The organism is Falsiruegeria mediterranea M17 (genome assembly GCF_900302455.1).
GTDB lineage: Bacteria > Pseudomonadota > Alphaproteobacteria > Rhodobacterales > Rhodobacteraceae > Falsiruegeria > Falsiruegeria mediterranea.
The window spans coordinates 1-19,020 of sequence record NZ_ONZG01000009.1; the positions used below are offsets into that span (position 1 = coordinate 1).

The 19,020-nt window shown below is 58.7% G+C and carries 19 protein-coding genes, 1 tRNA gene and 1 pseudogene; 7 read left to right on the top strand and 14 right to left on the bottom strand.

Going from position 1 to position 19,020, the window contains the following annotated elements; genetic code table 11:
* Positions 1-127: pseudogene (locus tag TRM7615_RS16790) on the top strand (amino acid ABC transporter ATP-binding protein); the annotation flags it as partial.
* A gap of 49 nt (positions 128-176) precedes the next feature.
* Here TRM7615_RS16790 and TRM7615_RS16795 read toward each other — a convergent pair.
* From TRM7615_RS16795 to yidD, 12 genes are all read right to left on the bottom strand, one after another.
* On the bottom strand, positions 177-674 hold the full coding sequence (locus tag TRM7615_RS16795; protein WP_108789635.1) for a SixA phosphatase family protein: 498 nt from the start codon (positions 672-674) through the stop codon (positions 177-179).
* The gene (locus TRM7615_RS16800) at positions 671-1,384 is read right to left on the bottom strand and encodes a ferredoxin (RefSeq protein WP_235824122.1); all 714 of its coding nucleotides are present in this window, start codon (positions 1,382-1,384) and stop codon (positions 671-673) included. The genes TRM7615_RS16795 and TRM7615_RS16800 overlap by 4 nt, the downstream gene beginning before the upstream one ends.
* Positions 1,321-2,115, bottom strand: coding sequence for a sterol desaturase family protein (locus TRM7615_RS16805; protein WP_108789639.1), 795 nt, complete (start codon positions 2,113-2,115; stop codon positions 1,321-1,323). The genes TRM7615_RS16800 and TRM7615_RS16805 overlap by 64 nt, the downstream gene beginning before the upstream one ends.
* A gap of 57 nt (positions 2,116-2,172) precedes the next feature.
* A complete protein-coding gene (gene argB / locus TRM7615_RS16810) occupies positions 2,173-3,036 on the bottom strand; it encodes an acetylglutamate kinase (protein WP_108789641.1) in 864 nt (287 codons plus the stop codon).
* 113 nt (positions 3,037-3,149) lie between these two features.
* The gene (locus TRM7615_RS16815; protein WP_108789643.1) at positions 3,150-4,559 is read right to left on the bottom strand and encodes a PepSY-associated TM helix domain-containing protein; all 1,410 of its coding nucleotides are present in this window, start codon (positions 4,557-4,559) and stop codon (positions 3,150-3,152) included.
* Positions 4,560-4,632: 73 nt separating this feature from the next.
* Entirely contained in the window at positions 4,633-4,998 is a 366-nt protein-coding gene (locus TRM7615_RS16820) for a DUF2946 family protein (RefSeq protein ID WP_181893234.1), read from the bottom strand.
* Complete coding sequence (gene yihA / locus TRM7615_RS16825; RefSeq protein ID WP_108789645.1) at positions 4,995-5,648, bottom strand: ribosome biogenesis GTP-binding protein YihA/YsxC; 654 nt, start codon at positions 5,646-5,648, stop codon at positions 4,995-4,997. Before yihA ends, TRM7615_RS16820 begins: the two co-directional genes overlap by 4 nt.
* Positions 5,645-6,385 (bottom strand): MOSC domain-containing protein, encoded by a 741-nt coding sequence (locus tag TRM7615_RS16830; RefSeq protein ID WP_108789647.1) that lies wholly within the window; start codon positions 6,383-6,385, stop codon positions 5,645-5,647. Before TRM7615_RS16830 ends, yihA begins: the two co-directional genes overlap by 4 nt.
* Positions 6,382-8,202 (bottom strand): membrane protein insertase YidC, encoded by a 1,821-nt coding sequence (gene yidC, locus TRM7615_RS16835; RefSeq protein ID WP_108789649.1) that lies wholly within the window; start codon positions 8,200-8,202, stop codon positions 6,382-6,384. Before yidC ends, TRM7615_RS16830 begins: the two co-directional genes overlap by 4 nt.
* A gap of 126 nt (positions 8,203-8,328) precedes the next feature.
* The gene (locus tag TRM7615_RS16840; protein ID WP_108789651.1) at positions 8,329-9,870 is read right to left on the bottom strand and encodes a putative bifunctional diguanylate cyclase/phosphodiesterase; all 1,542 of its coding nucleotides are present in this window, start codon (positions 9,868-9,870) and stop codon (positions 8,329-8,331) included.
* A 75-nt stretch (positions 9,871-9,945) separates the two neighbouring features.
* Positions 9,946-10,815, bottom strand: coding sequence for a tRNA 2-thiocytidine(32) synthetase TtcA (ttcA, locus tag TRM7615_RS16845; protein WP_108789653.1), 870 nt, complete (start codon positions 10,813-10,815; stop codon positions 9,946-9,948).
* A gap of 159 nt (positions 10,816-10,974) precedes the next feature.
* A complete protein-coding gene (yidD, locus tag TRM7615_RS16850) occupies positions 10,975-11,253 on the bottom strand; it encodes a membrane protein insertion efficiency factor YidD (protein ID WP_108790062.1) in 279 nt (92 codons plus the stop codon).
* A 110-nt stretch (positions 11,254-11,363) separates the two neighbouring features.
* Here yidD and TRM7615_RS25360 point away from each other — a divergent pair, with 110 nt between their 5' ends.
* The gene (locus TRM7615_RS25360; RefSeq protein WP_125133702.1) at positions 11,364-12,602 is read left to right on the top strand and encodes a pentapeptide repeat-containing protein; all 1,239 of its coding nucleotides are present in this window, start codon (positions 11,364-11,366) and stop codon (positions 12,600-12,602) included.
* Between the two features lie 236 nt (positions 12,603-12,838).
* Complete coding sequence (locus TRM7615_RS16865; RefSeq protein WP_235824123.1) at positions 12,839-14,242, top strand: MATE family efflux transporter; 1,404 nt, start codon at positions 12,839-12,841, stop codon at positions 14,240-14,242.
* 3 nt (positions 14,243-14,245) lie between these two features.
* On the opposite strand, the gene rnpA is transcribed toward TRM7615_RS16865, so the two are convergent.
* A complete protein-coding gene (rnpA, locus tag TRM7615_RS16870; protein ID WP_108789659.1) occupies positions 14,246-14,668 on the bottom strand; it encodes a ribonuclease P protein component in 423 nt (140 codons plus the stop codon).
* Between the two features lie 25 nt (positions 14,669-14,693).
* A complete protein-coding gene (rpmH, locus tag TRM7615_RS16875; RefSeq protein ID WP_005980833.1) occupies positions 14,694-14,828 on the bottom strand; it encodes a 50S ribosomal protein L34 in 135 nt (44 codons plus the stop codon).
* Between the two features lie 314 nt (positions 14,829-15,142).
* Between rpmH and TRM7615_RS16880 the strand changes: the two genes are divergently transcribed.
* The 4 genes from TRM7615_RS16880 (at position 15,143) to TRM7615_RS16895 (ending at position 18,839) form a co-directional block, all read left to right on the top strand.
* Complete coding sequence (locus TRM7615_RS16880; RefSeq protein ID WP_108790066.1) at positions 15,143-15,874, top strand: TVP38/TMEM64 family protein; 732 nt, start codon at positions 15,143-15,145, stop codon at positions 15,872-15,874.
* Between the two features lie 3 nt (positions 15,875-15,877).
* Positions 15,878-17,296, top strand: a complete 1,419-nt coding sequence (locus tag TRM7615_RS16885; RefSeq protein WP_108789661.1) for a dihydrolipoyl dehydrogenase family protein — start codon at positions 15,878-15,880, stop codon at positions 17,294-17,296.
* A 16-nt stretch (positions 17,297-17,312) separates the two neighbouring features.
* A complete protein-coding gene (locus TRM7615_RS16890) occupies positions 17,313-18,698 on the top strand; it encodes a sensor histidine kinase (RefSeq protein ID WP_108789663.1) in 1,386 nt (461 codons plus the stop codon).
* Positions 18,699-18,762: 64 nt separating this feature from the next.
* A tRNA-Arg gene (locus TRM7615_RS16895) sits at positions 18,763-18,839 on the top strand.
* Positions 18,840-19,020 lie beyond the last annotated feature (181 nt).

Consider the following 19,020-nt stretch of genomic DNA (forward strand, 5'->3'; position numbering starts at 1 on the left):
GGTTGCGAACCGCGTGATCTTTATGGATGCCGGTCAGATCGTGGAACAGAACGAACCCGAAGAGTTCTTCAACAACCCGCAATCGGACCGGACCAAGCTGTTCCTCAGCCAGATCTTGGGCCACTGACACTGGGTCTTTCAGAATGTGAAAAGGGCGGGGAATTCCCCGCCCTTTTTCAATCCAGAAGTTCTCGTGGGACGATGAAGTCCTGAACCAAACCGCTGTGCCAATCCACCTCGTCCCACTTGGGCGCATCGAAGGTCATGATCGTGGTGGCGCAGGTTGGGTAGTCGTGGAAACGCTCGGCGTCAGGCGGGGCCTGCACGATCTGGCCCGCAAACTCGGCCATGCCGGGGTTGTGCCCCAGCAGCAGCACGGCTTGTCCGGTGGCGTGGTTCAGCTCGTTCAGAATTTGCTGCGCGGATGCGTGATACAGATCGTCCGTGAAGGTCGTCGTGCGCGCAGTCAGGGCCATGCGTTGATAGGTTTCGCGCGTGCGGTGCGATGAAGAGCTGAGCACTTGGTCCGGCAACACGCCCTTTTTCTTGAGCCAGACCCCAACAGCCTCGGCCGAGGCGCGGCCACGTTTGTTCAACGGGCGGGCGTGATCGGGCAAGCCAGGGTCGCCCCAACTGGATTTTGCATGCCGCGTCAGGATCAGGGTCAAGGTCATGATGGGTGAAATGCTCTCATGTGATGTGCGGTTTGGGCTTGGCTGCGTCCAGCCCCTGCGCTGACTGGGCAGGCCAGGCGGGTGGCGCAGCCTTCGGTCAGGCAGGTCTGTCCGGCTGGTGTGTTCAGATAGGCGTGGCAGTTGTCGACGTCATAGAACGACTGGGCATTCAGGGCTTCGACCGGGCAGGCGGTGGCGCAGGGGGCAGGGCAATCTGTGCAGGGTGAAACACCTGATGGCTGGGGAATGTCGAATTCCTGCTCGAAATGCAGCGCACCTCGGAATGAGATCAGCATGCCGACAGTGTCCTGCACCAGGGCGCCCACAGGGCTGGTGAAGGTGCGCCCGGATTTAAGGGCCCAATCGATGAAAGGCGTGTAGGGCGGCCCGCCAAAGGGAAAGTAGGCCGTTGCAGTGAAATCCTGCGCCAAGCCTTGCACCACCCTGGTTGACCATCGGTCGATCGGATGGCGCAGCCCGTCTGTCCACTCAGGAGAGGTTTCGAATGTGTCCCAAAACGCGGCGGCTGTACCGAGCAGGATCAGCGTTCCACCGTTCAGCTGTTTGGCCTTGCTCATGCGTGGGTGCTGTGCCCCCATGACGATGAGGCCTGTCGCGCGGGCTGCGGCCTCTACCTTGGCATAGCTCACTTGCGTCGAAACGGGAGCGTCAGGCTCCATTTCAGGTGCGCGGGTCGATCGTCCTGCCATTCCAATCCCACCGTCATCTGGTCATGCCCCTGCTCTGGCTGCGCGACATAGGTTCCGAACATGTGGTCCCAAATCGACAGGGCGAACCCATAGTTGCTGTCATGTTCATGCCGGTGCACCGAATGATGAACCCGGTGCATGTCCGGCGTCACCAGAACCCTACGCAGGACAGCATCCAGAGCAAGAGGAAGTTTTAGGTTCGCGTGATTGAACAGCGCCGTGCCGTTGAGCAGAATTTCAAAAATCAGCACGGCCAGAGCACTTGGCCCAAGCAGATAGACCAACCCGATCTTCAGCAGCATCGACAGGGCAATCTCGATGGGATGAAATCGCACGGCGGTGGTCACATCCATGTCGCGATCCGCATGATGAACCCGGTGCAACCGCCACAGCAGCGGCACCTTATGGGTGATCAGATGTTGCGCCCAGATGGCAAAGTCCAGCACCAGTACGCAGACAATCAGCTCAATCCATGCGGGCCAGTCCAAAGCGTTGAACAAACCCCAACCTTGTACCTGCGCATCCCAGGCCGCCCCAATCGCCAGAAGAGGCAGCACAGCCGCCATCAGACGCAGAGTGAGCGTATTCAGAATGGTAATGCTCAGATTGGTGCGCCAACGGTCTGCTCGTGGGAGAGAACGGGGTCGACGGGGTAGGGCGGCCTCTGACAGGGCACAGGCTGCGAACAGGCCCAGAAACACGGCAAAGCGGATGGGGATCTCATGTTCCATCCCGTCACATTCCGACAACGAAATGTGTAATGCAAGCCGGAACGCGACACGAATGCGTCAGTTGGGGCGGATCATCGATCCTGCGCCGTGATCTGTGAAGAGCTCCAGGAGAACACAATTCTGAACCCGGCCATCAACGATGGTACAGGCTCGTACCCCATTGCGCACGGCATCCAGCGCCGTTTCCGTCTTGGGGATCATACCCCCTGCGATCACGCCGCTTGCGGTCATCGCCTCGACATCTGCTGCCGTAAGTTCGGTGACTACGTCGCCTGCAGCGTTCTTCACGCCGGCCACATCGGTCAACAGCAACAGGCGATCAGCTTGCAGGGCAGACGCAATCGCACCCGCAGCAGTGTCGCCGTTGATGTTGTAAGTCTCGCCATTCCGACCTGCGCCCAACGGGGCGATCACTGGAATCACGTCCTTTTCAAACAGATCATGCAGGATTTTGGGATTCATCTGCGATGGTGTACCGACGAATCCAAGCGAGGCGTCGGTCTGATCACAGGTGATCAGATTGGCGTCCTTGCCGGACAACCCCACGGCTGTGCCACCCTGCGCGTTGATCGCCTGCACAATGCGTTTGTTTACAACGCCGGACAGCACCATCTCGACCACCTCGACGGTGGCGGCATCCGTGACGCGTTTACCGTTCACGAACTCGGACTGGATATCAAGTTTCTTCAGCATGGCGTTGATCATAGGACCACCGCCGTGGACGATCACGGGGTTCACGCCAACTTGCTGCATCAGAACGATGTCACGGGCAAAGCTTTCCATCGCCTCGTCGCTGCCCATGGCATGTCCACCCAGCTTGATAACGACGATCGCGCCGTCATAGCGTTGAAGGTATGGCAAGGCACTGCTGAGTGTGGCGGCGGTCGCAATCCAATCGCGGTTCATGTTCTGCTTCTTCATCGTCCAAGTCCCTTTGGCCACCCGTGTTAGGGCCTTTGGCACGATAAGCCAAGTTAGGATTGCCCAAGAGCCCCCTGTCGCGACGGTGACACACCGTCGCGACAGGGGGGAGTTCAGCTGAGCGCCCGTTTCATCGCCGGGATATTCCCCAGAATCAGAAAGTCAAAGGCCAACACCACAAGCAAGGTGAGGCCGACAAGCGGAAAGGCCATTGAGGTGAACAACCCGACGAGCACAGCGCTCTTCCAGAACGGTAGATCTGCGGGCAACGGAGGCGCGGCCAGGCGTCCGGCGCGGGACGGGCGGCGCTTGACCCACATGACGATGCCCGAGACGCAGATAAAGATCACTGACAGGCAGAACAGCGTGTTCAGCACAAAGTTCCAGGTGCCCATGAGCCCCATGTGGAACGGGATGCCAAGCGCCATGGCCTTGCCCATCACCGAGTAATCGGCATAGTGCACATCGGCCAGGATCTTGCCGGTGTATTGGTCCACATGCACGGTCCGGTCGGTGGTCGGCTCATCGGAATCGCTGCTCATGGAATCGCGGTTCAGGGTCCAAACACCGCCTTTCCCGTTGGGATAGGCGACCCGGAACCGGCCATCCATTCCCAACGACACCCCAAGCGCGGCCACTGTGTCGATGTTTACAGGCTGGCCTTGAGGCACGCCGATTGCACCTGAGTTCGAGCCGGAGGCAGGCATGGGTGTCTGCTCCAGCGCCCAGGGGACATCGTTTTGCGCGCCGTGGTTCATGCTTGCGTGGACGTCATCGGACAGCGGAACGTTGTCCCATTTTTCAGCTGGGAAACTGCTCCAAGGTTGCACGATCATGCCGCCCCAAACGCCGGCCCAGGCAAGGCCAGAGATCAGGAACACGACCAGCAGACCAGACATCCAGAACCCGGTGACCGCATGCAGGGATTTCCAGAACGCCCGCCCCTGCGCGCGCAGGTTCGGAACAAAGGCCACCATAGCATTTCCACGCGGCCACCACAGATATAGGCCAGTAAATACCAGCACGAGGCTCAAACCAGCCGCGATCTCTAGCAACCTGTCGCCTGTATCGCCAATCAGCAGGGTCGAGTGGATGTTGTCAGCCAGATCGTACCAGCCTGCGCGCCGATCCCATGTCTCGGTCACTGCACCGGTGTAGGGGTCCAGGGCGACCATTTTCTGACCATCCTCGGTCTTGATGCGGAACACGGTGGCCAAAGTGTCGGATTTGGGGCCGATCCATTCGACAATCGTTCCGGGGGCGGATTGGGTTGCCAGATATGCCTGCTCCGAGATTGGCAAAGCGACCTCTCCGCGGGGGACAGCGATTTTTTCACCATCGCGGCCGTCAAATTGGGTGATGAACATCATCATCAGGCCAGTGACGGCCAGGATGATCAGGAAGGGGATAACAAAAATCCCCGCGTAAAAATGCCATCGCCACGCGGCAAAATAGAACTTCTGTGCAAAGCCATCAGGGTTCTGAGTATCGCCCAGGGGGGTGGTGTTGAGGTTCAACGCCATTGGATTCTCCATATCGGAACGGGCCTTGTGCTGCGGGCACAGGCCTAATTGAGTGTTGGGTGTTCGTGAAAAGTCAGGAGAGCGCAGGCGGCCCGCGCGCATCATAGCGCCAGTGGAATCCGGCAGAGCGATGCGTGAATTCGGCACGGGCCCAACGGGCTTGTGCCGGGAACGTCAGAGGGAACGGTCCCTCAAAGGTCATGCTTGGCGTGACGTCGGTCAATCCGGCATAGGGGCAAGGCATCCGTTCGTCACTGTCTTGATGGTCCGGCTCGTCCTCGTTCAGGTCGACCCAGGTTTCGACAACGCCATCCGAGGTGCAAAGCACCAGCAGCATCCGACCGTCAGCCGTGGTCGCAGGCATCCAGCCTTGAGGAATCGCGCTGGTCACTGCCACCGCGATCAAGACCATCACTGCTGCAAACCGGATCAGGATCATTCGAGTGTTGCAATCACCGATCGCAAGGTCGAAATTCCATCGCCCTTTTCCGACGAGGTCAGGATGATCTCGGGGAAAGCGGCGGGGTGTTTGGACAGCGCACCGCGCACCTGTGCCAAGATGCGTTCGCGGTCCTTGGCCTTGACCTTGTCAGTCTTGGTCAGGACGCATTGAAAGGTCACGGCGCTGGTGTCCAGCAGCTTCATGATTTCGTCATCCACTGGTTTGACACCGTGGCGCGCGTCGATCAGCACAAAGGCGCGGCGCAGGGTCTGACGCCCGCTAAGGTATTGCTTAAGCAGCCGTTGCCATTTCTCGACGACCGGCAGCGGCGCGTTGGCATACCCATAGCCCGGTAGATCCACCAGATAGAGGTCCGGCCCTTGGGTGAAATAGTTGATCTCTTGCGTGCGGCCCGGCGTGTTCGATGCGCGCGCCAGTCCCTTGGTTCCGGTCAGCGCGTTGATCAGGCTGGACTTGCCCACGTTCGAGCGGCCGGCAAAGCACACCTCGATCCGATCTGCTGGGGGCAGGCCGGACATTGCGACAACGCCTTTGACAAACTCGGACTGGCCGGCAAACAGCTTGCGGCCGTGTTCGATGGTGGCGGTGTCCGGGGTCTCAACCTCGGGGAACGGGAGTTGGGTCATAGCAGAGTTACCTTGTCTCCGACGGACAGTTGGCCACCTTGGATCACTTCGGCTTGGACGCTGAAATCCTGATGGCCCCAATGTGACAGGGCGCCCAACGTATCCACGTCGCGGATGCCGGTTTCGGGGTTCGCTGTGGTGGCCAGGCATCGGGTTGTGGGTTCAATGACTCGGAAAACGGCCTCGCCGATTTGAACCTCACGCCCGACCCAGTCGAGCTCTTGCCATTCGGGCACCTGATCGAACCAGACGTTGCCGCGCCAGCGATGAATGGACAGATCCTGCCCCAACTGACGCTCGACCGCGCGGTGCGAGGCCATGTTGCACAATGTCACGGAGGGGAAGTCGGCATCTGTCATGCCACGACCGGGCACGCGTACCAACCGTGCCGAGGCTGCGCGATCTGCAGGCATAAGGGGCTTCACCCAGTCCAGGAACGGTTGCGTGTCAGTCTCTGGATCGAACTCCAGATCGGAACGCTCTGGATGGGACAGAATGATCCGCCCACTGTCCAACAGCTTGCAACTCATGGCCATGAGTTGCGGTGCCTTGGCGCCACGGCTGAAGTTGGCGCAAGGCACCCATTCAGAGCCATCGGCCTTGGACCGTTCATGGGCAACCGCCCAAATGCGATCCCCGGGCATGGTCTGCCCGGGGGTGAATGTTGCCTGCTGCACCGCCTCTCGGCCGTGGCTCTTTATGGGATGCCGCCAGAGGCTGGTGACGAAGCCGGTCATTTCTGATCCGGTTTCGGCGACTTCTTGAACGACGATTTGATGTTGCCAAAGACGTCCGGCTTGTAGCCCTGGCTGCGCATGATCAGATACTGCTGCGTGAACGTGATCGTGTTGTTTGCAATCCAGTAGACCACCAGACCGCTGGCAAAGCTGCCCAGCATGAACATGAACACCCACGGCATCCAGGCAAAGATCATTTGCTGCGTCGGGTCGGTGGGCGCCGGATTCAGCTTCTGTTGCAGCCACATCGAGATACCCAACAGCAACGGAAGGATGCCGATGAAGATCAGCGCCATGATCGATTCCGGTGCCGGGCCACCCCAGGGCAGCCAGCCAAAGCCGTTCATGATTGAGGTCGGATCCGGCATGCTGAGGTCTTGGAACGGGCCAAACCAAGGGGCTTGACGCAGTTCGATGGTGACAAAAATCACCTTGTAGAGCGAGAAGAAGATCGGGATCTGCAAGAGGATCGGCAGACAGCCCGCAGCGGGGTTCACCTTTTCCTTCTTGTATAGCTCCATCATGCCTTGCTGCATCTTTTGACGGTCGTCACCAGCTGCCTCTTTCAGGGCCTCCATCTGCGGCTGCAGTTCCTTCATCTTCGCCATCGAGACGTAGGACTTATAGGCCAGCGGGAAGAGGATCGCCTTGATGATCAGCGTCAGACCAACGATCGACCAACCCATGTTTCCGATCAACTTGTTGATCTCGTGCAGGAGCCAGAAGATTGGCTTGGTCAAGAAAAAGAACCAACCCCAGTCGATGCTGTCGATGTAGCCTTCGATACCGGTGCGCTCGTAGTTGCGAATGGTTTCCCATTCTTTGGCGCCTGCAAAAAGGCGGGTCGATACGGCGGCGGTTTCACCAGCTGCAACTGTCAGGGTCGGCAGGACCGTTTCGGTCTGGTAGATTTTGCGGCGATCGTCATATTTGGCAGCGGCCTTGAACTTGCTGCCGGGTTCCGGGATCAGCGTTGTCATCCAATAGTGGTCGGTAAAGCCGATCCAGCCGTTTTCCTGAACCTGGAACACCTCAGCCTGCACGCCCTCATTCGGGTCGATGTCAAAGTCCCGCACATTGCTATAGGAAATTTCGGCCAATGTACCATCGGTCATACCGACGACGCCTTCGTGCAGGATGAAAAAGCCCTTCAGACCCGGCAAATCGGCGTCCTCACCCGTGCCGTGGCGCGCCAGGATTCCATAAGGTGCCATGCTTGCACTAGAGTCAGAATTGTTGGTGACCGATTGAGTGACCGAGAACATGTAATTCTCGTCCACAGAAATCTCGCGGCGGAAGGTCAGGCCATTGGGGCTCTGCCATGCCAGCGTGATTGGAGTGTCGACCGTCAAGTTGGTCCCTTTTTCAAGGGTCCAGTTGGTGTTTGCACCGGGAACATCGTCACTCGAAACACCCGAGCCGGGCGCCCAGCCATAAAGCGCGTAATACGCCGATTCCGAACCCAGCGGATACAGAACCTTTTCGATCGGCGAGTTCGGTTCGATCGAAACGCGATAGTCCTTGAGTGACAGGTCATCGATACGGCCACCCTTGAGCGAGACGCTGCCGGTCAAGCGCGGGGTGTCGATATCGATCCTCGGTGCTTCGGCGGCTTCCTCAGCCTCAGCTTCAACCGGGCCCGCTGTTGTCGCATCTGCGGCCGATGGGGCTGTGGCGACTGACCCTTCGGTTGCTGCGATTGTCGCGTCTTCGGTCGGGGTGCTGGGCTCTGGCGGTGGGAACAGCACAAACCAGACCAGGATCACGAGAAAGCTGAGCGCGGTTGCGAGGATGAGATTCTTGTTCTGATCGTCCATCGGGGACAGCCACCTTGTGCGTTATGAGACAAGGGAGGGTTCAACAGAGTGCAGGTCAAAAGGTCAAGCGGAATCACGTCGCATCCTGGCCTAAAACGGGATGAAACGCCCCGATGTGAGCCTGTTTCAGCCTGTTTCGCGTCCAATGCGCGGTGCATCCTGCAGTTTCGCCTGGTGCGCGGCAATCCAATCCAATGTCTGATCAAAGGGCATGGGCTTGCCGATGCCAAAGCCTTGGACATGATCGCAACCGAGTTGAGCAAGAAGCGCATGTTCACCGACTGTCTCGACCCCTTCGGCCAAGGTTTCCAGCTCCAACCGTTCTGCCATTGTCAGGATCGCACCGATGAGACGCTGTTGCTCGGGGTCACGGTCGGCCTTCATGACAAAGGATCGGTCAATTTTGATCCGAGTGATCGCAAACCGGCGGATGGACGCGATCGAGGCATGACCGGTGCCAAAGTCATCCAGGTCAATGCGACACCCCAAAGCACCCAGACCTGCAACATTGCGGGTAATGATGTCGTCAGGCGTATTACTGAATACGGTTTCGAGGATTTCGACGGACAGGCGATCGGGCGTCAATTCGAACCGATCCAACTCCCACCGAATTTTTTCTACAAGCTCCGGGTTACACAATTCGTCCGAGGCAAAGTTGACGCCAACTCGCGGCACATCAACCCCTGCGCCATCCCAGGCCTTGAGTGCAGTCAATGCGTGATAGAGCATGACCTGGCCTAACCGCTCCAACAGTCCGGTCTGTTCGATCATTGGCAGAAACTTGTCCGGGGTCAGAACACCGCGTACAGGATGAGTCCAACGCGCCAAAGCTTCAAAGCCGGTTACGCGTCCTGTATCGGTCGAAATCTGCGGCTGATACCAAGGCTGGATCTGACCATTTTCCAAGGCGCTGACCAATTCTGACCGTAGATCATTATCCAACGTTGTGCGTTTCTGCATATCCGGTGAAAACGCACGTATGGTGGACGGACCACAGGCCTTGGCTTCGAGCAGAGCGATCTTTGCGGCGTCCAGCCATTCCAGGGCTTGGGTCCCTGGCGCACGAGACTGCTGGCAAAAGCCAATGGAGCAGGAAACGTAGACTGAACTACCGTCAACAGAAATTGGATCCTCGACGGCGCTTTGGATGCGCCCTGCCAGTTGTATACACAGCTCCAGATCCAGTTGGGGTACGGGGGAGAGGCAAACCGCAAATGTACCATCTTCGAGGCGGGCAACGGTATCCTGGTCGCGCACAGCAGACAAAATGCGTTCGCCGATGTGTTGTGCGACCAAATCACGTGTAGCGTTCCCAAGGCGCTCGGAAAGTTCCTTGAATTCGTCGATTTCGATCAGAAAGTTGGCGGACTTTAGGCCGGTGACCTTGGCTTGCGCAAAAGTGCCTTCGACAGCGCGAATGTATTCATCGCGCAGAACAAAGCCGGTTAAACGATCGCGCGCTTCGTTCACTTGAGCTGGCCATTTGCCCAAAGCTCCTGCAAACGCGAACAAAAGCGGTAACGCCAGCGACACGAACATCAGTGCGGCCTCGCCTCCGACCCAATAGGCGCCCAGCGTTATGGCGGGAAGAAAGGCGAGAATCGGGGGGCCCATCAATACCGGCAACACCCGGGAACGGATCTGGGAAATGTACTGCAAAATCAGCATGTTACTGGTCTGGCCTTTCGCTGGGGGCTCATTCTGACACAGGAAGAACCCTAGGAAACCAAACTGACCCAGACGTTAACGGAGGACGGGAATTTCGTTGGAATTTTCGGAAAATTTTTCTGGCGCCCTCTCGAGCCCCGCAAAGTCAAACAGTTTGGGGTCCAGCAGGTGCGAGGGGCGGGCATTCATCAACGCGCGGAACATGACCTGGCGGCGACCGGGGGAATTTTTCTCCCAGCCATCCAGAATCTGCTTCACCTGTTGGCGCTGCAAGCCGTCCTGAGACCCACACAGATCGCAAGGAATGATGGGATAGTTCATTGCTGTCGCGAACTTCTCGCAATCGGCTTCGGCCACATGCGCCAGCGGGCGATAGACAAACAGATCGCCCTCTTCGTTCACCAACTTGGGCGGCATCGTCGCCAGGCGCCCGCCGTGGAAGAGGTTCATGAAAAACGTCTCGAGGATATCATCGCGGTGATGCCCAAGCACCACGGCTGAACACCCCTCTTCACGTGCAATTCGGTAGAGATTACCGCGCCTTAGACGTGAGCAAAGCGCGCAGAAGGTTCGCCCTTGGGGCACCTTGTCCATGACGACGGAATAGGTGTCCTGATACTCGATCCGATGCGGAACGCCCATTTTCTCAAGGAATTCAGGCAGGACAGTTGCGGGAAATCCGGGCTGTCCCTGATCCAGATTGCAGGCCAGAATGTCGACGGGTAACAACCCGCGCCACTGCAATTCATGAAGCACAGCCAGCAGGGTATAGCTGTCCTTGCCGCCCGACAGACAGACCAGCCAGCGGGCGCCGCGTTCGATCATGCCGTATTGTTCGATGGCCTCGCGCGTATAGCGGACAATCCGTTTGCGCAGCTTCTTGAACTCGGTGGTCGAGGGCGCGCCGGCAAAAAGCGGGTGGATATCTGTATCATCGTCGAGCATCCACGCGGCTTACCCGAGTTGCGCCAACCGGGCAAGACCCGCGCGATGCGTCAAGGTTTATGGGCAACGCACGGTCCGTTACCCCCCCTGATTCTATCCTGTGACATGCGTGCACTACCCGTGCACAGGGCGTGCACCGGCGATACAACTTTCACGCCGTTAATCTTTGCTAACGTTCCCGCAACACTTGGCAGAGGGGGCGTCGGTTTCAGAGGTGGCACCGGGCACGGGATCATAGCCGCTGCTGCCCAAGGGATGGCACCGCCCGATGCGCCGCGCGGCCAGAAGGCTGCCCTTGATCGCGCCGTGTTTTTCCAACGCCTCCATCGCATAGGCCGAGCAGGTCGGCTGATAGCGACAGTTGAACCCTACCCATGGGCTGAAGATCAGCCTGTAAGCCCGCACGGGCAGGGCGACGATATGAGCAACCGGGGTCATGCGCGGACCATAGTCGGAAATGGGGGGCAGGTGAAGGGTGGGGGTAGTCTCGTTGACATTGGAAAGATGGAGCGCGAAAGTCACCCTCAAAAACAACCTAGGGTATTACAGTGTCTTCAGTCGCGCCATTTTTTGAAATCCATATCCCTTTGCAGGTAGTTGTTCTATTGGTTTTGCTAATTGCAAGCCTATTGGTTTACTCGACTCTTGATTTGGTTTCTGGAAGTGGCCCGAGTTGGGTCGAGGAGGTCCAAAAATCACTCGGTCTATTGAAGGTAAATAGGGCGGTCTTTCTCTCTTTCGCAGTCCTCTGGGGGGCCATTTTTGCTCTGACCTTCTTTAGTCTATGGTGGTTCCTAGTGGAGATAGGTTTCTATTTAAGTGAAAGTGAAGAATCTCCACAGGGGTGGGTTTTTCAAGTTTCTCGGATCGTCGCTTTTACAACGGTATTGGGCGCTATTGTTGCGCTTCCTATCACGCTGATCAGGCTTAAGCACTCCAATCGGTCGTTGGGAAACACAAAGATAACGTCAGCACTGGAAGGTCTTTCAGCAAGACGTGAAACAAAGAGGGGCATATCAATAAGCGGACAAGACGATCAAACTGATTTTGAGACAGGCTGGGAAGTTGACATAAGTAGGCGAGTTGCAGCGCTCGACGCACTATATGGAATTGTTGAAGACTATCCTGATGAGGGAGCTAGAATTACAAGGCTTCTCGAGCACTACGTTCGAGCTGAGTCTCCCGAGCGATCATTTGTTAATGCTGACTTTGAAGAGCAAAGTCCTGCTGGTCGGACAAGGCTATTTCTCAGGCAAGTTCATCCAGATATTCAAGTTGCAATGAGTTTGCTGGGCGCTATGGGTCATCGTGAAGGCTTGAATCGACCTGACCTTACGCGACATATTTCATTGGATCGCTGCAAGCTTCTGAACGTTCATTTGGCAGGCGCAAATTTCGACGGAGCATTACTTTCTAACTCAGACCTTCGTTTCTCGAATTTTGAGGGTACCTCTCTACGCGGAACAAACCTTTCAGGGTCATATCTTCAGGGGGCTCGGCTGAATGAAGTGGAGTTTTATGAAAACTCATTCGGGTTGACAGAATTTTATGCGCGTCCTGAACATTTTGCTCATCTAGATGGGGCTAGCTTCCGAGCAGTTGAATTCGATTCTGTGCAGCAGATTTCGTTCGCATTTGAACGAACCTTTGGTGACGGTTCGGTGAGATTTCGGTCAGGGATAACAGATGCGGAGTGGCCAGATCACTGGCCAAGGAGAGTCCTAACGGATACAGAGTTTTCCGCAGCTTTTGGGAGTTGGAAGCTCAAACAAAAAACCCGAGTTTAGCCTGTGGTTCAGTGCGCAGCAGCTATGCTCCGCCTTCGATCAGAGCACCCTTCAGCCCCTGACCCTGGGTGGGGGTGAAGCCCCCTCCCGTTTTGCCGGAGGCAAACCTCTGGTTTGACGTGAGGGTCGGGGGCTGGTCGGCTTTGCCGACTTGGGGCGTGTTTTAGGGGGGTGGTGGTGTCTATGCCTGAATTTGGCTTAGGGTCGAACCAGAGCGGTGAGGCACGGGCGGACCTATGGCAGAGCAGACGGACAAGCAGGCGGTGTTCCTGACGGGCGGGTTGATGCGGCATGTGGTGCGGATGTCGCTCACCACGAGCGTTGGCCTGATGGCCATCTTTGCAGTCGATTTCGTCGACATGATCTTTATCTCGATGCTGGGCAACAATGCGCTGGCGGCGGCCGTGGGCTATGCCGGGACGCTGTTGTTTTTCACCAATGCGCTCAACATCGGGTTGTCGATTGCCGCCGGTGCCCTGGTCGCGCGCGAGTTGGGCGCGGGGCGGGCCGAGCAGGCGCGCAACTATGCGGCCAGTGTGGCGGTTTGGGGGGTGTTGAGCGGGGTTGTCGTCTCAGCCCTGGTGCTGTGGAACGTGCGGGCGTTGCTGGCGCTTTTGGGGGCCGAGGGCGAGGTTCAGGATCTGGCGGTCAGCTATGTCTCGATCATTTTGCCGACGATGTGGGTGATGGCGGCGGCGATGACCAGCATGGCGGTGCTGCGGGCGCATGGGGATGCGCGGCGGTCGATGATGGCGACGATTTATGGCGGGCTGGTGAACGCGGTGCTGGACCCGGTGCTGATCTTTGCGGTGGGGCTGGGGCTGGAGGGGGCTGCGGTGGCCTCGGTCCTGGCGCGGATCACGATGCTGGTGGTGGCGTTTGTGCCTGCGTTGCGGGTGCATCGCGGGTTTGCGCGGCCCTCAGTCGGGCAGGTGGTGCGGGACTTTGGAGTGGTGCGGGCGATTGCGGTGCCTGCAATGCTGACCAATGTGGCGACACCCTTGGGGAATGCCATCGTGGTGCGCGAGATTGCGCAATATGGCACGGATGCGGTGGCGGGGATGGCCGTCATCGGGCGGCTGTTGCCGGTGGCGTTTTCGGTGATCTTTGCGCTGTCGGGGTCGATTGGGCCAATTATCGGCCAGAACTTTGGTGCCGGACAGTTTGACCGGGTGCGGGCGGCATTCCGGGCGGGGGTGCAGTTCACGGGGGTCTATGTGCTGTTGATGGCGGCGGTGCTGTTCCTGTTGCGCGAACCGATCGCGGATGTGTTCGATGCGCAAGGCGAGACGCGCGAGCTGATCTATCTGTTCTGTGGTCCATTGGCTTTGGCGTCGTTTTTCAACGGGGTCATTTTCGTGACCAATGCAAGTTTCAACAACCTTGGCCATCCGATCTATTCGACGTGGATCAACTGGGGGCGTCACACGGTTGGGACCTGGGTGTTCGTGATGATCGGTTCGTATCTGGGCGGCGCCTCAGGGGTGCTGCTGGGCCAGGCGTTTGGTGGCGTTTTGTTTGCCGGCATCGCGTGGCTGCTTGTCGGTCGCGTGGTGTCGGACTTGTCCCGGCCTGTGGATGCCGAGCCGTTTTCCGAGCAAAGGCGCCTGCATTCGCTCTTTGGTCGTCGGGGGTGGTAGTCTCTATCTGTCAAGCTTGCGCAGGGCGTATTCCAGATCGCTGATCAAGAGCGGAAAGGGGCGGGCGATGGTGTCGGCCTTTTTGCCGATCAGCACATAGTCCCAGCCAGGTTTGCCTTGGGCCAGGAGCACGGCACGTGCGGCTTCGCGCAGGCGGCGCTTGGCGCGGTTGCGGGCCACGGCGTTGCCGACCTTTTTTGAACAGGTGAAGCCGATGCGGATGCCCTCTGCTTCGCCCTCGGGGCGTTTGCGGGCCTGGAGCAGCATGGACGATGTGCCCTGTTTGCGGGCGCGGGCAGCTTTGAGGAAGTCGGCGCGTTTGGCCAGAACCTGCATCTGTCCACTGGTCTTTGGACAAACGTAAACCGCCGGGGGCCTCATCCCTTGGCTGCTTGAGCCATTCACGGGGGCCTCCGGCGGTGTCATGTTCAGCTGAACAGTGTCGGTGAGCTTATGCGCTCAGCGACTTGCGACCGCGTGCGCGGCGTGCGTTCAGGATCTTGCGGCCGGCTTTGGTGGCCATGCGCGCGCGGAAACCGTGGCGGCGTTTGCGAACCAGGTTCGAAGGCTGATAGGTGCGTTTCATCGCTCCGTCTCCAATCTATTGTATCGGTCGGGTGCGGTGCAGATTCGCCCGCCCGGTGTATTCGAAGCCCGTCCTTTACGGGTGAAAGGCAGGCAAGTCAAACCCCTGTCCGGGGATTTCCGCGCCTTTTGCAACAAAATTTGCCCGAGCACCAGTGCAATGATTTCAGTTTTGTCGGATTTGGCGACATTCTCTCACGAAACGGGGCGTTATGATCAACGGCGCGTGAGGTGGCTGTTGTCCGGACGCTAAGGATCGCATGTTGGGGACAGACAAGCGAACAGATACTTATGCCACAACCGCCGGACCAGAAGATGACTGATACGACCCCTGCCGCAAAGGCCGGATTAAGCCGCCATATCCCGCTGCTGGTGATTCTTGCCGTGGCTGTTGTGGGGTTCTTTACCCTCCGCGATTACCTGAGTTTCGAGACGCTGCGCGACAACCGCGAGGCGTTGTTGGCGTATCGGGATGCGCATTTTGGGGCCTTGGCGGCGATCTTTGTGGCGGCTTACGTGGTGATCGTGGCCTTTTCCCTGCCCGGCGCAGCGGTGGCGTCGATGACGGGCGGGTTCCTGTTTGGGCTGGCTGTTGGTACGGGGCTTAACGTTGTGTCGGCCACCATCGGCGCCTCGGCCATTTTCTGGGCCGCGCGACTGGGGTTGGGCAATGCACTGACGGCCAAGCTGGAAACGTCCGAGGGGACGATCCGCAAGCTGAAGGACGGGCTGCGTGAGAATGAAATCTCGGTTCTGTTCCTGCTGCGGTTGGTACCTGCCGTGCCATTCTTTGTGGCCAATCTGGTGCCTGCGCTGGTGGGGGTGAAGTTCTCCAACTATTTGTTCACCACCGCCCTGGGCATCATTCCGGGCGCAATTGTCTTTACCTGGATCGGAGTGGGTCTGGGCGGTGTGTTTGATCGCGGCGAAACGCCCGATCTGTCCCTTCTGTGGGAGCCGTTTGTGATCGGGCCGATTGCGGGGCTGTGCGTCCTGGCGATTCTGCCGATTGTCATCAAAGCCCTGCGTGGCAAGAAAGAGATGTAAGCCGTGAAAGAGATCAAGACAGATATTCTGGTCATCGGGGCCGGATCGGGTGGGCTGTCGGTATCTGCCGGAGCCAGCCAGATGGGCGCGGATGTGACCCTGCTTGAAGGTCACAAGATGGGCGGCGATTGCCTGAACTTTGGCTGTGTGCCGTCCAAGGCGCTGATCGCCAGCGGCAAAGCGGCTTGGGGGCAGGCGCATGCGGCCCAATATGGTGTCGCGGATGTGGTGCCGAGCGTGGATTATGCCGCGGCCAAGGATCATGTGCATGACGTGATCGCGCAGATTGCGCCGGTGGACAGTCAGGAGCGGTTTGAAGGGTTTGGTGTTCGGGTCATTCGGGAGTATGGCGCATTTGTCTCTCCGACTCAGGTGAAGGCGGGTGATCATCTGATCACCGCGCGGCGGGTGGTGATTGCCACCGGCTCGTCACCGCTGGTGCCGCCAATTCCCGGTTTGGATGGCGTTCCGTTCGAGACCAATGAGACGATCTTTGATCTGCGCGAGAAGCCCGAGCATCTGTTGATCGTGGGCAGTGGTCCCATCGGGATGGAGATGGCGCAGGCGCATATTCGCCTTGGCTGCAAGGTGACCGTGATCGAGGGCGCAAAAGCGCTGGGCAAGGACGACCCCGAAGCGGCTGCCGTGGTGCTGGATGCGCTGCGGGCCGAGGGGATCGAGATTGCCGAGGACGCGCTGGCTGCGCAGATCCAAGGTGAGGCCGGCGCGATTGAGATTGCGACGCAGGATGGCCGTATCTTCAAGGGATCGCATCTGCTGATGGCTGTGGGGCGCAAGTCCAACACCGACAAGCTGAACCTTGAGGCGGCGGGTATTGAGACGACGCGCACGGGGATAAAGGTGGATGACAGTTTGCGAACATCCAATCGCAAGGTTTACGCCATCGGCGATGTTGCGGGCGGACTGCAGTTCACCCACGTGGCGGGTTATCAGGCGGGGGTCATCATCCGCTCGGCCCTGTTTGGGTTACCTGCCAAAGCCAAAACCAACCACATCCCCTGGGCGACTTATACTGACCCGGAACTGTCGCAGGTTGGTCTGACTGAAGCGCAGGCGCGGGCCGAGCATGGGGACAAGCTTGAAGTGGCGCGGTTCGACTATCACCATAACGACCGGGCCATTGCCGAGCGCAAGACCACTGGGTTCATCAAGGTGATGGTGGTCAAGGGGCGGCCCGTGGGTGTCACCATCGTGGGGCACCAGGCGGGCGAATTGATCGCATTGTGGTCGCTGGCGCTGGCCAATAACCTGAAGATGGGGCAGGTTGCCGCCATGGTCGCGCCGTATCCGACGATCGGCGAGGTCAACAAGCGGGCTGCGGGTGCCTATTTCACGCCCCGGCTGTTTGAGAATCAAACGGTTAAACGTGTGGTCAGGTTCGTCCAGCAGTGGCTCCCCTGACCGGGAAAGGACCTTGATGCTGAACTCGCTTTCGGGCCGGTTTCTGATCCTGACAACGGTCTTCGTGATGTTGGCCGAGGTCCTGATCTTTGTCCCGTCTATTGCGCGGTTTCGCGAGGATTATTTGCTGAACCGGCTGGAGCGGGCGCAGATCGCCTCGCTTGCGCTGTTGGCGGATGACATGCTTGAGGCCAAGCTTGAGGCCGAGCTGCTGGAAAATGCGGGCGTCTTCAACGTGGTGCTGCGGCGTGATGAGGTGCGGCAGCTCATGCTGTCGTCGCCCATCCCGGATGAAATTAGCAAGACCTTTGACCTGCGCATGGAAGGGCCCATGGTGCTGATGCGGGATGCGATGGCGCGGCTGTTCAGCCCCGACAATCAGATCATCCGCGTCATCGGCGCGCCGGTGCGCGAGGCCGGATTGCTGATCGAGGTGACGATGGAGACCGGGCCATTGCGCGCGGCGATGATCGACTATGGTTTGCGTATCCTGATGCTGTCGGCGGTGATCTCGGTCATCACGGCGTTTCTGCTGTTTCTGGCCGTGCGCGTGGTGCTGGTGCGCCCGATCAAGGGCGTGGTCGACACGATGCAGCGGTACGCCCTGGCGCCCGAGGACGCGCGCGGCGTGATCCAGCCCAACGCCGGCGTGACCGAGCTGCGCGAGGCGGAAGAGGCGCTGTTGATGTTGCAGACGGAACTGACGCAGGCCCTGAAACAGCGTGAGCGACTGGCTCAGCTGGGCGGCGCGGTAGCCAAGGTAAGCCACGATCTGCGCAATATCCTGACCTCGGCCCAGTTGTTCACCGACCGTATCGAGGGCAGCGAGGATCCGCTGGTAAGGCGGATGGCGCCCAAACTGGTGAATTCCATCACCCGCGCGGTATCACTCTGTGAGGGGACACTGGCGTTTGGGCGGGCCGAAGAGCCGGCGCCGACACTGACCATGGTGCCGTTGGCATCCGTGATTGACGATGTGGTCGCTAGCGAACGGCTCGCAATTGCAGACGCTTGCGTGCAGATCGAAAATGAGATCCCAGATGATCTGATGGTTCGCGCCGACCCCGAGCAGATGTTCCGCGTGGTGATGAACCTTGTGCGCAACGCGCGTCAGGCGCTGGTGGCGTCGAACAAACCGGGTCAGATCACCGTGACAGCGGGCGAGCGAGATGACACCTGGTGGATTGAAGTGCGTGACACGGGTCCCGGCCTGCCGCCCAAGGCGCAAGAGAATCTGTTCACTCCGTTCCAGGGCGGCGTGCGCAAGGGCGGCACGGGTCTGGGCCTGGCGATTTCCGAGGAATTGGTGCGTGGGCATGGGGGAACCCTGATGCTCAAGCACACCGGGCCCGAGGGAACCACCTTTGAAATATGCCTTCCGCGGGGCGATGGAACTTTTTGAAATTTTTTTGACGAATCCGCTTGCGCCCCCCGAACGCTAGGACTAAATACCGCCTCACCAACGCGGACCGATAGCTCAGCTGGATAGAGTACTTGACTACGAATCAAGGGGTCGGGGGTTCGAATCCTCCTCGGTCCGCCACTGGTTTCCCCTAAAACTTTGAAAATTAGCAACTTTTTTGTTGTCGGACTCAAGATTCTTAGGGGGGGCAAACTATCCCGCAACAAATCCTGCAACATTTGTGTGCGATAGCCATTCCTGACTTCGTTCAGAAATCCGTAGCTCCACCCGAGTCGGCCTTGTTGCCCAAATCGGGTAAGGG

Excerpts from the sequence above, each read along its gene's own strand:
- TRM7615_RS16795 (WP_108789635.1), bottom strand. The coding sequence starts at position 674 with ATGACCTTGACCCTGATCCTGACGCGGCATGCAAAATCCAGTTGGGGC.
- TRM7615_RS16800 (WP_235824122.1), bottom strand. The coding sequence starts at position 1,384 with ATGGCAGGACGATCGACCCGCGCACCTGAAATGGAGCCTGACGCTCCC.
- TRM7615_RS16805 (WP_108789639.1), bottom strand. The coding sequence starts at position 2,115 with ATGGAACATGAGATCCCCATCCGCTTTGCCGTGTTTCTGGGCCTGTTC.
- argB (WP_108789641.1), bottom strand. The coding sequence starts at position 3,036 with ATGAAGAAGCAGAACATGAACCGCGATTGGATTGCGACCGCCGCCACA.
- TRM7615_RS16815 (WP_108789643.1), bottom strand. The coding sequence starts at position 4,559 with ATGGCGTTGAACCTCAACACCACCCCCCTGGGCGATACTCAGAACCCT.
- TRM7615_RS16820 (WP_181893234.1), bottom strand. The coding sequence starts at position 4,998 with ATGATCCTGATCCGGTTTGCAGCAGTGATGGTCTTGATCGCGGTGGCA.
- yihA (WP_108789645.1), bottom strand. The coding sequence starts at position 5,648 with ATGACCCAACTCCCGTTCCCCGAGGTTGAGACCCCGGACACCGCCACC.
- TRM7615_RS16830 (WP_108789647.1), bottom strand. The coding sequence starts at position 6,385 with ATGACCGGCTTCGTCACCAGCCTCTGGCGGCATCCCATAAAGAGCCAC.
- yidC (WP_108789649.1), bottom strand. The coding sequence starts at position 8,202 with ATGGACGATCAGAACAAGAATCTCATCCTCGCAACCGCGCTCAGCTTT.
- TRM7615_RS16840 (WP_108789651.1), bottom strand. The coding sequence starts at position 9,870 with ATGCTGATTTTGCAGTACATTTCCCAGATCCGTTCCCGGGTGTTGCCG.
- ttcA (WP_108789653.1), bottom strand. The coding sequence starts at position 10,815 with ATGCTCGACGATGATACAGATATCCACCCGCTTTTTGCCGGCGCGCCC.
- yidD (WP_108790062.1), bottom strand. The coding sequence starts at position 11,253 with ATGACCCCGGTTGCTCATATCGTCGCCCTGCCCGTGCGGGCTTACAGG.
- TRM7615_RS16865 (WP_235824123.1), top strand. The coding sequence starts at position 12,839 with ATGGCAGAGCAGACGGACAAGCAGGCGGTGTTCCTGACGGGCGGGTTG.
- rnpA (WP_108789659.1), bottom strand. The coding sequence starts at position 14,668 with ATGACACCGCCGGAGGCCCCCGTGAATGGCTCAAGCAGCCAAGGGATG.
- rpmH (WP_005980833.1), bottom strand. The coding sequence starts at position 14,828 with ATGAAACGCACCTATCAGCCTTCGAACCTGGTTCGCAAACGCCGCCAC.
- TRM7615_RS16880 (WP_108790066.1), top strand. The coding sequence starts at position 15,143 with ATGACTGATACGACCCCTGCCGCAAAGGCCGGATTAAGCCGCCATATC.
- TRM7615_RS16890 (WP_108789663.1), top strand. The coding sequence starts at position 17,313 with ATGCTGAACTCGCTTTCGGGCCGGTTTCTGATCCTGACAACGGTCTTC.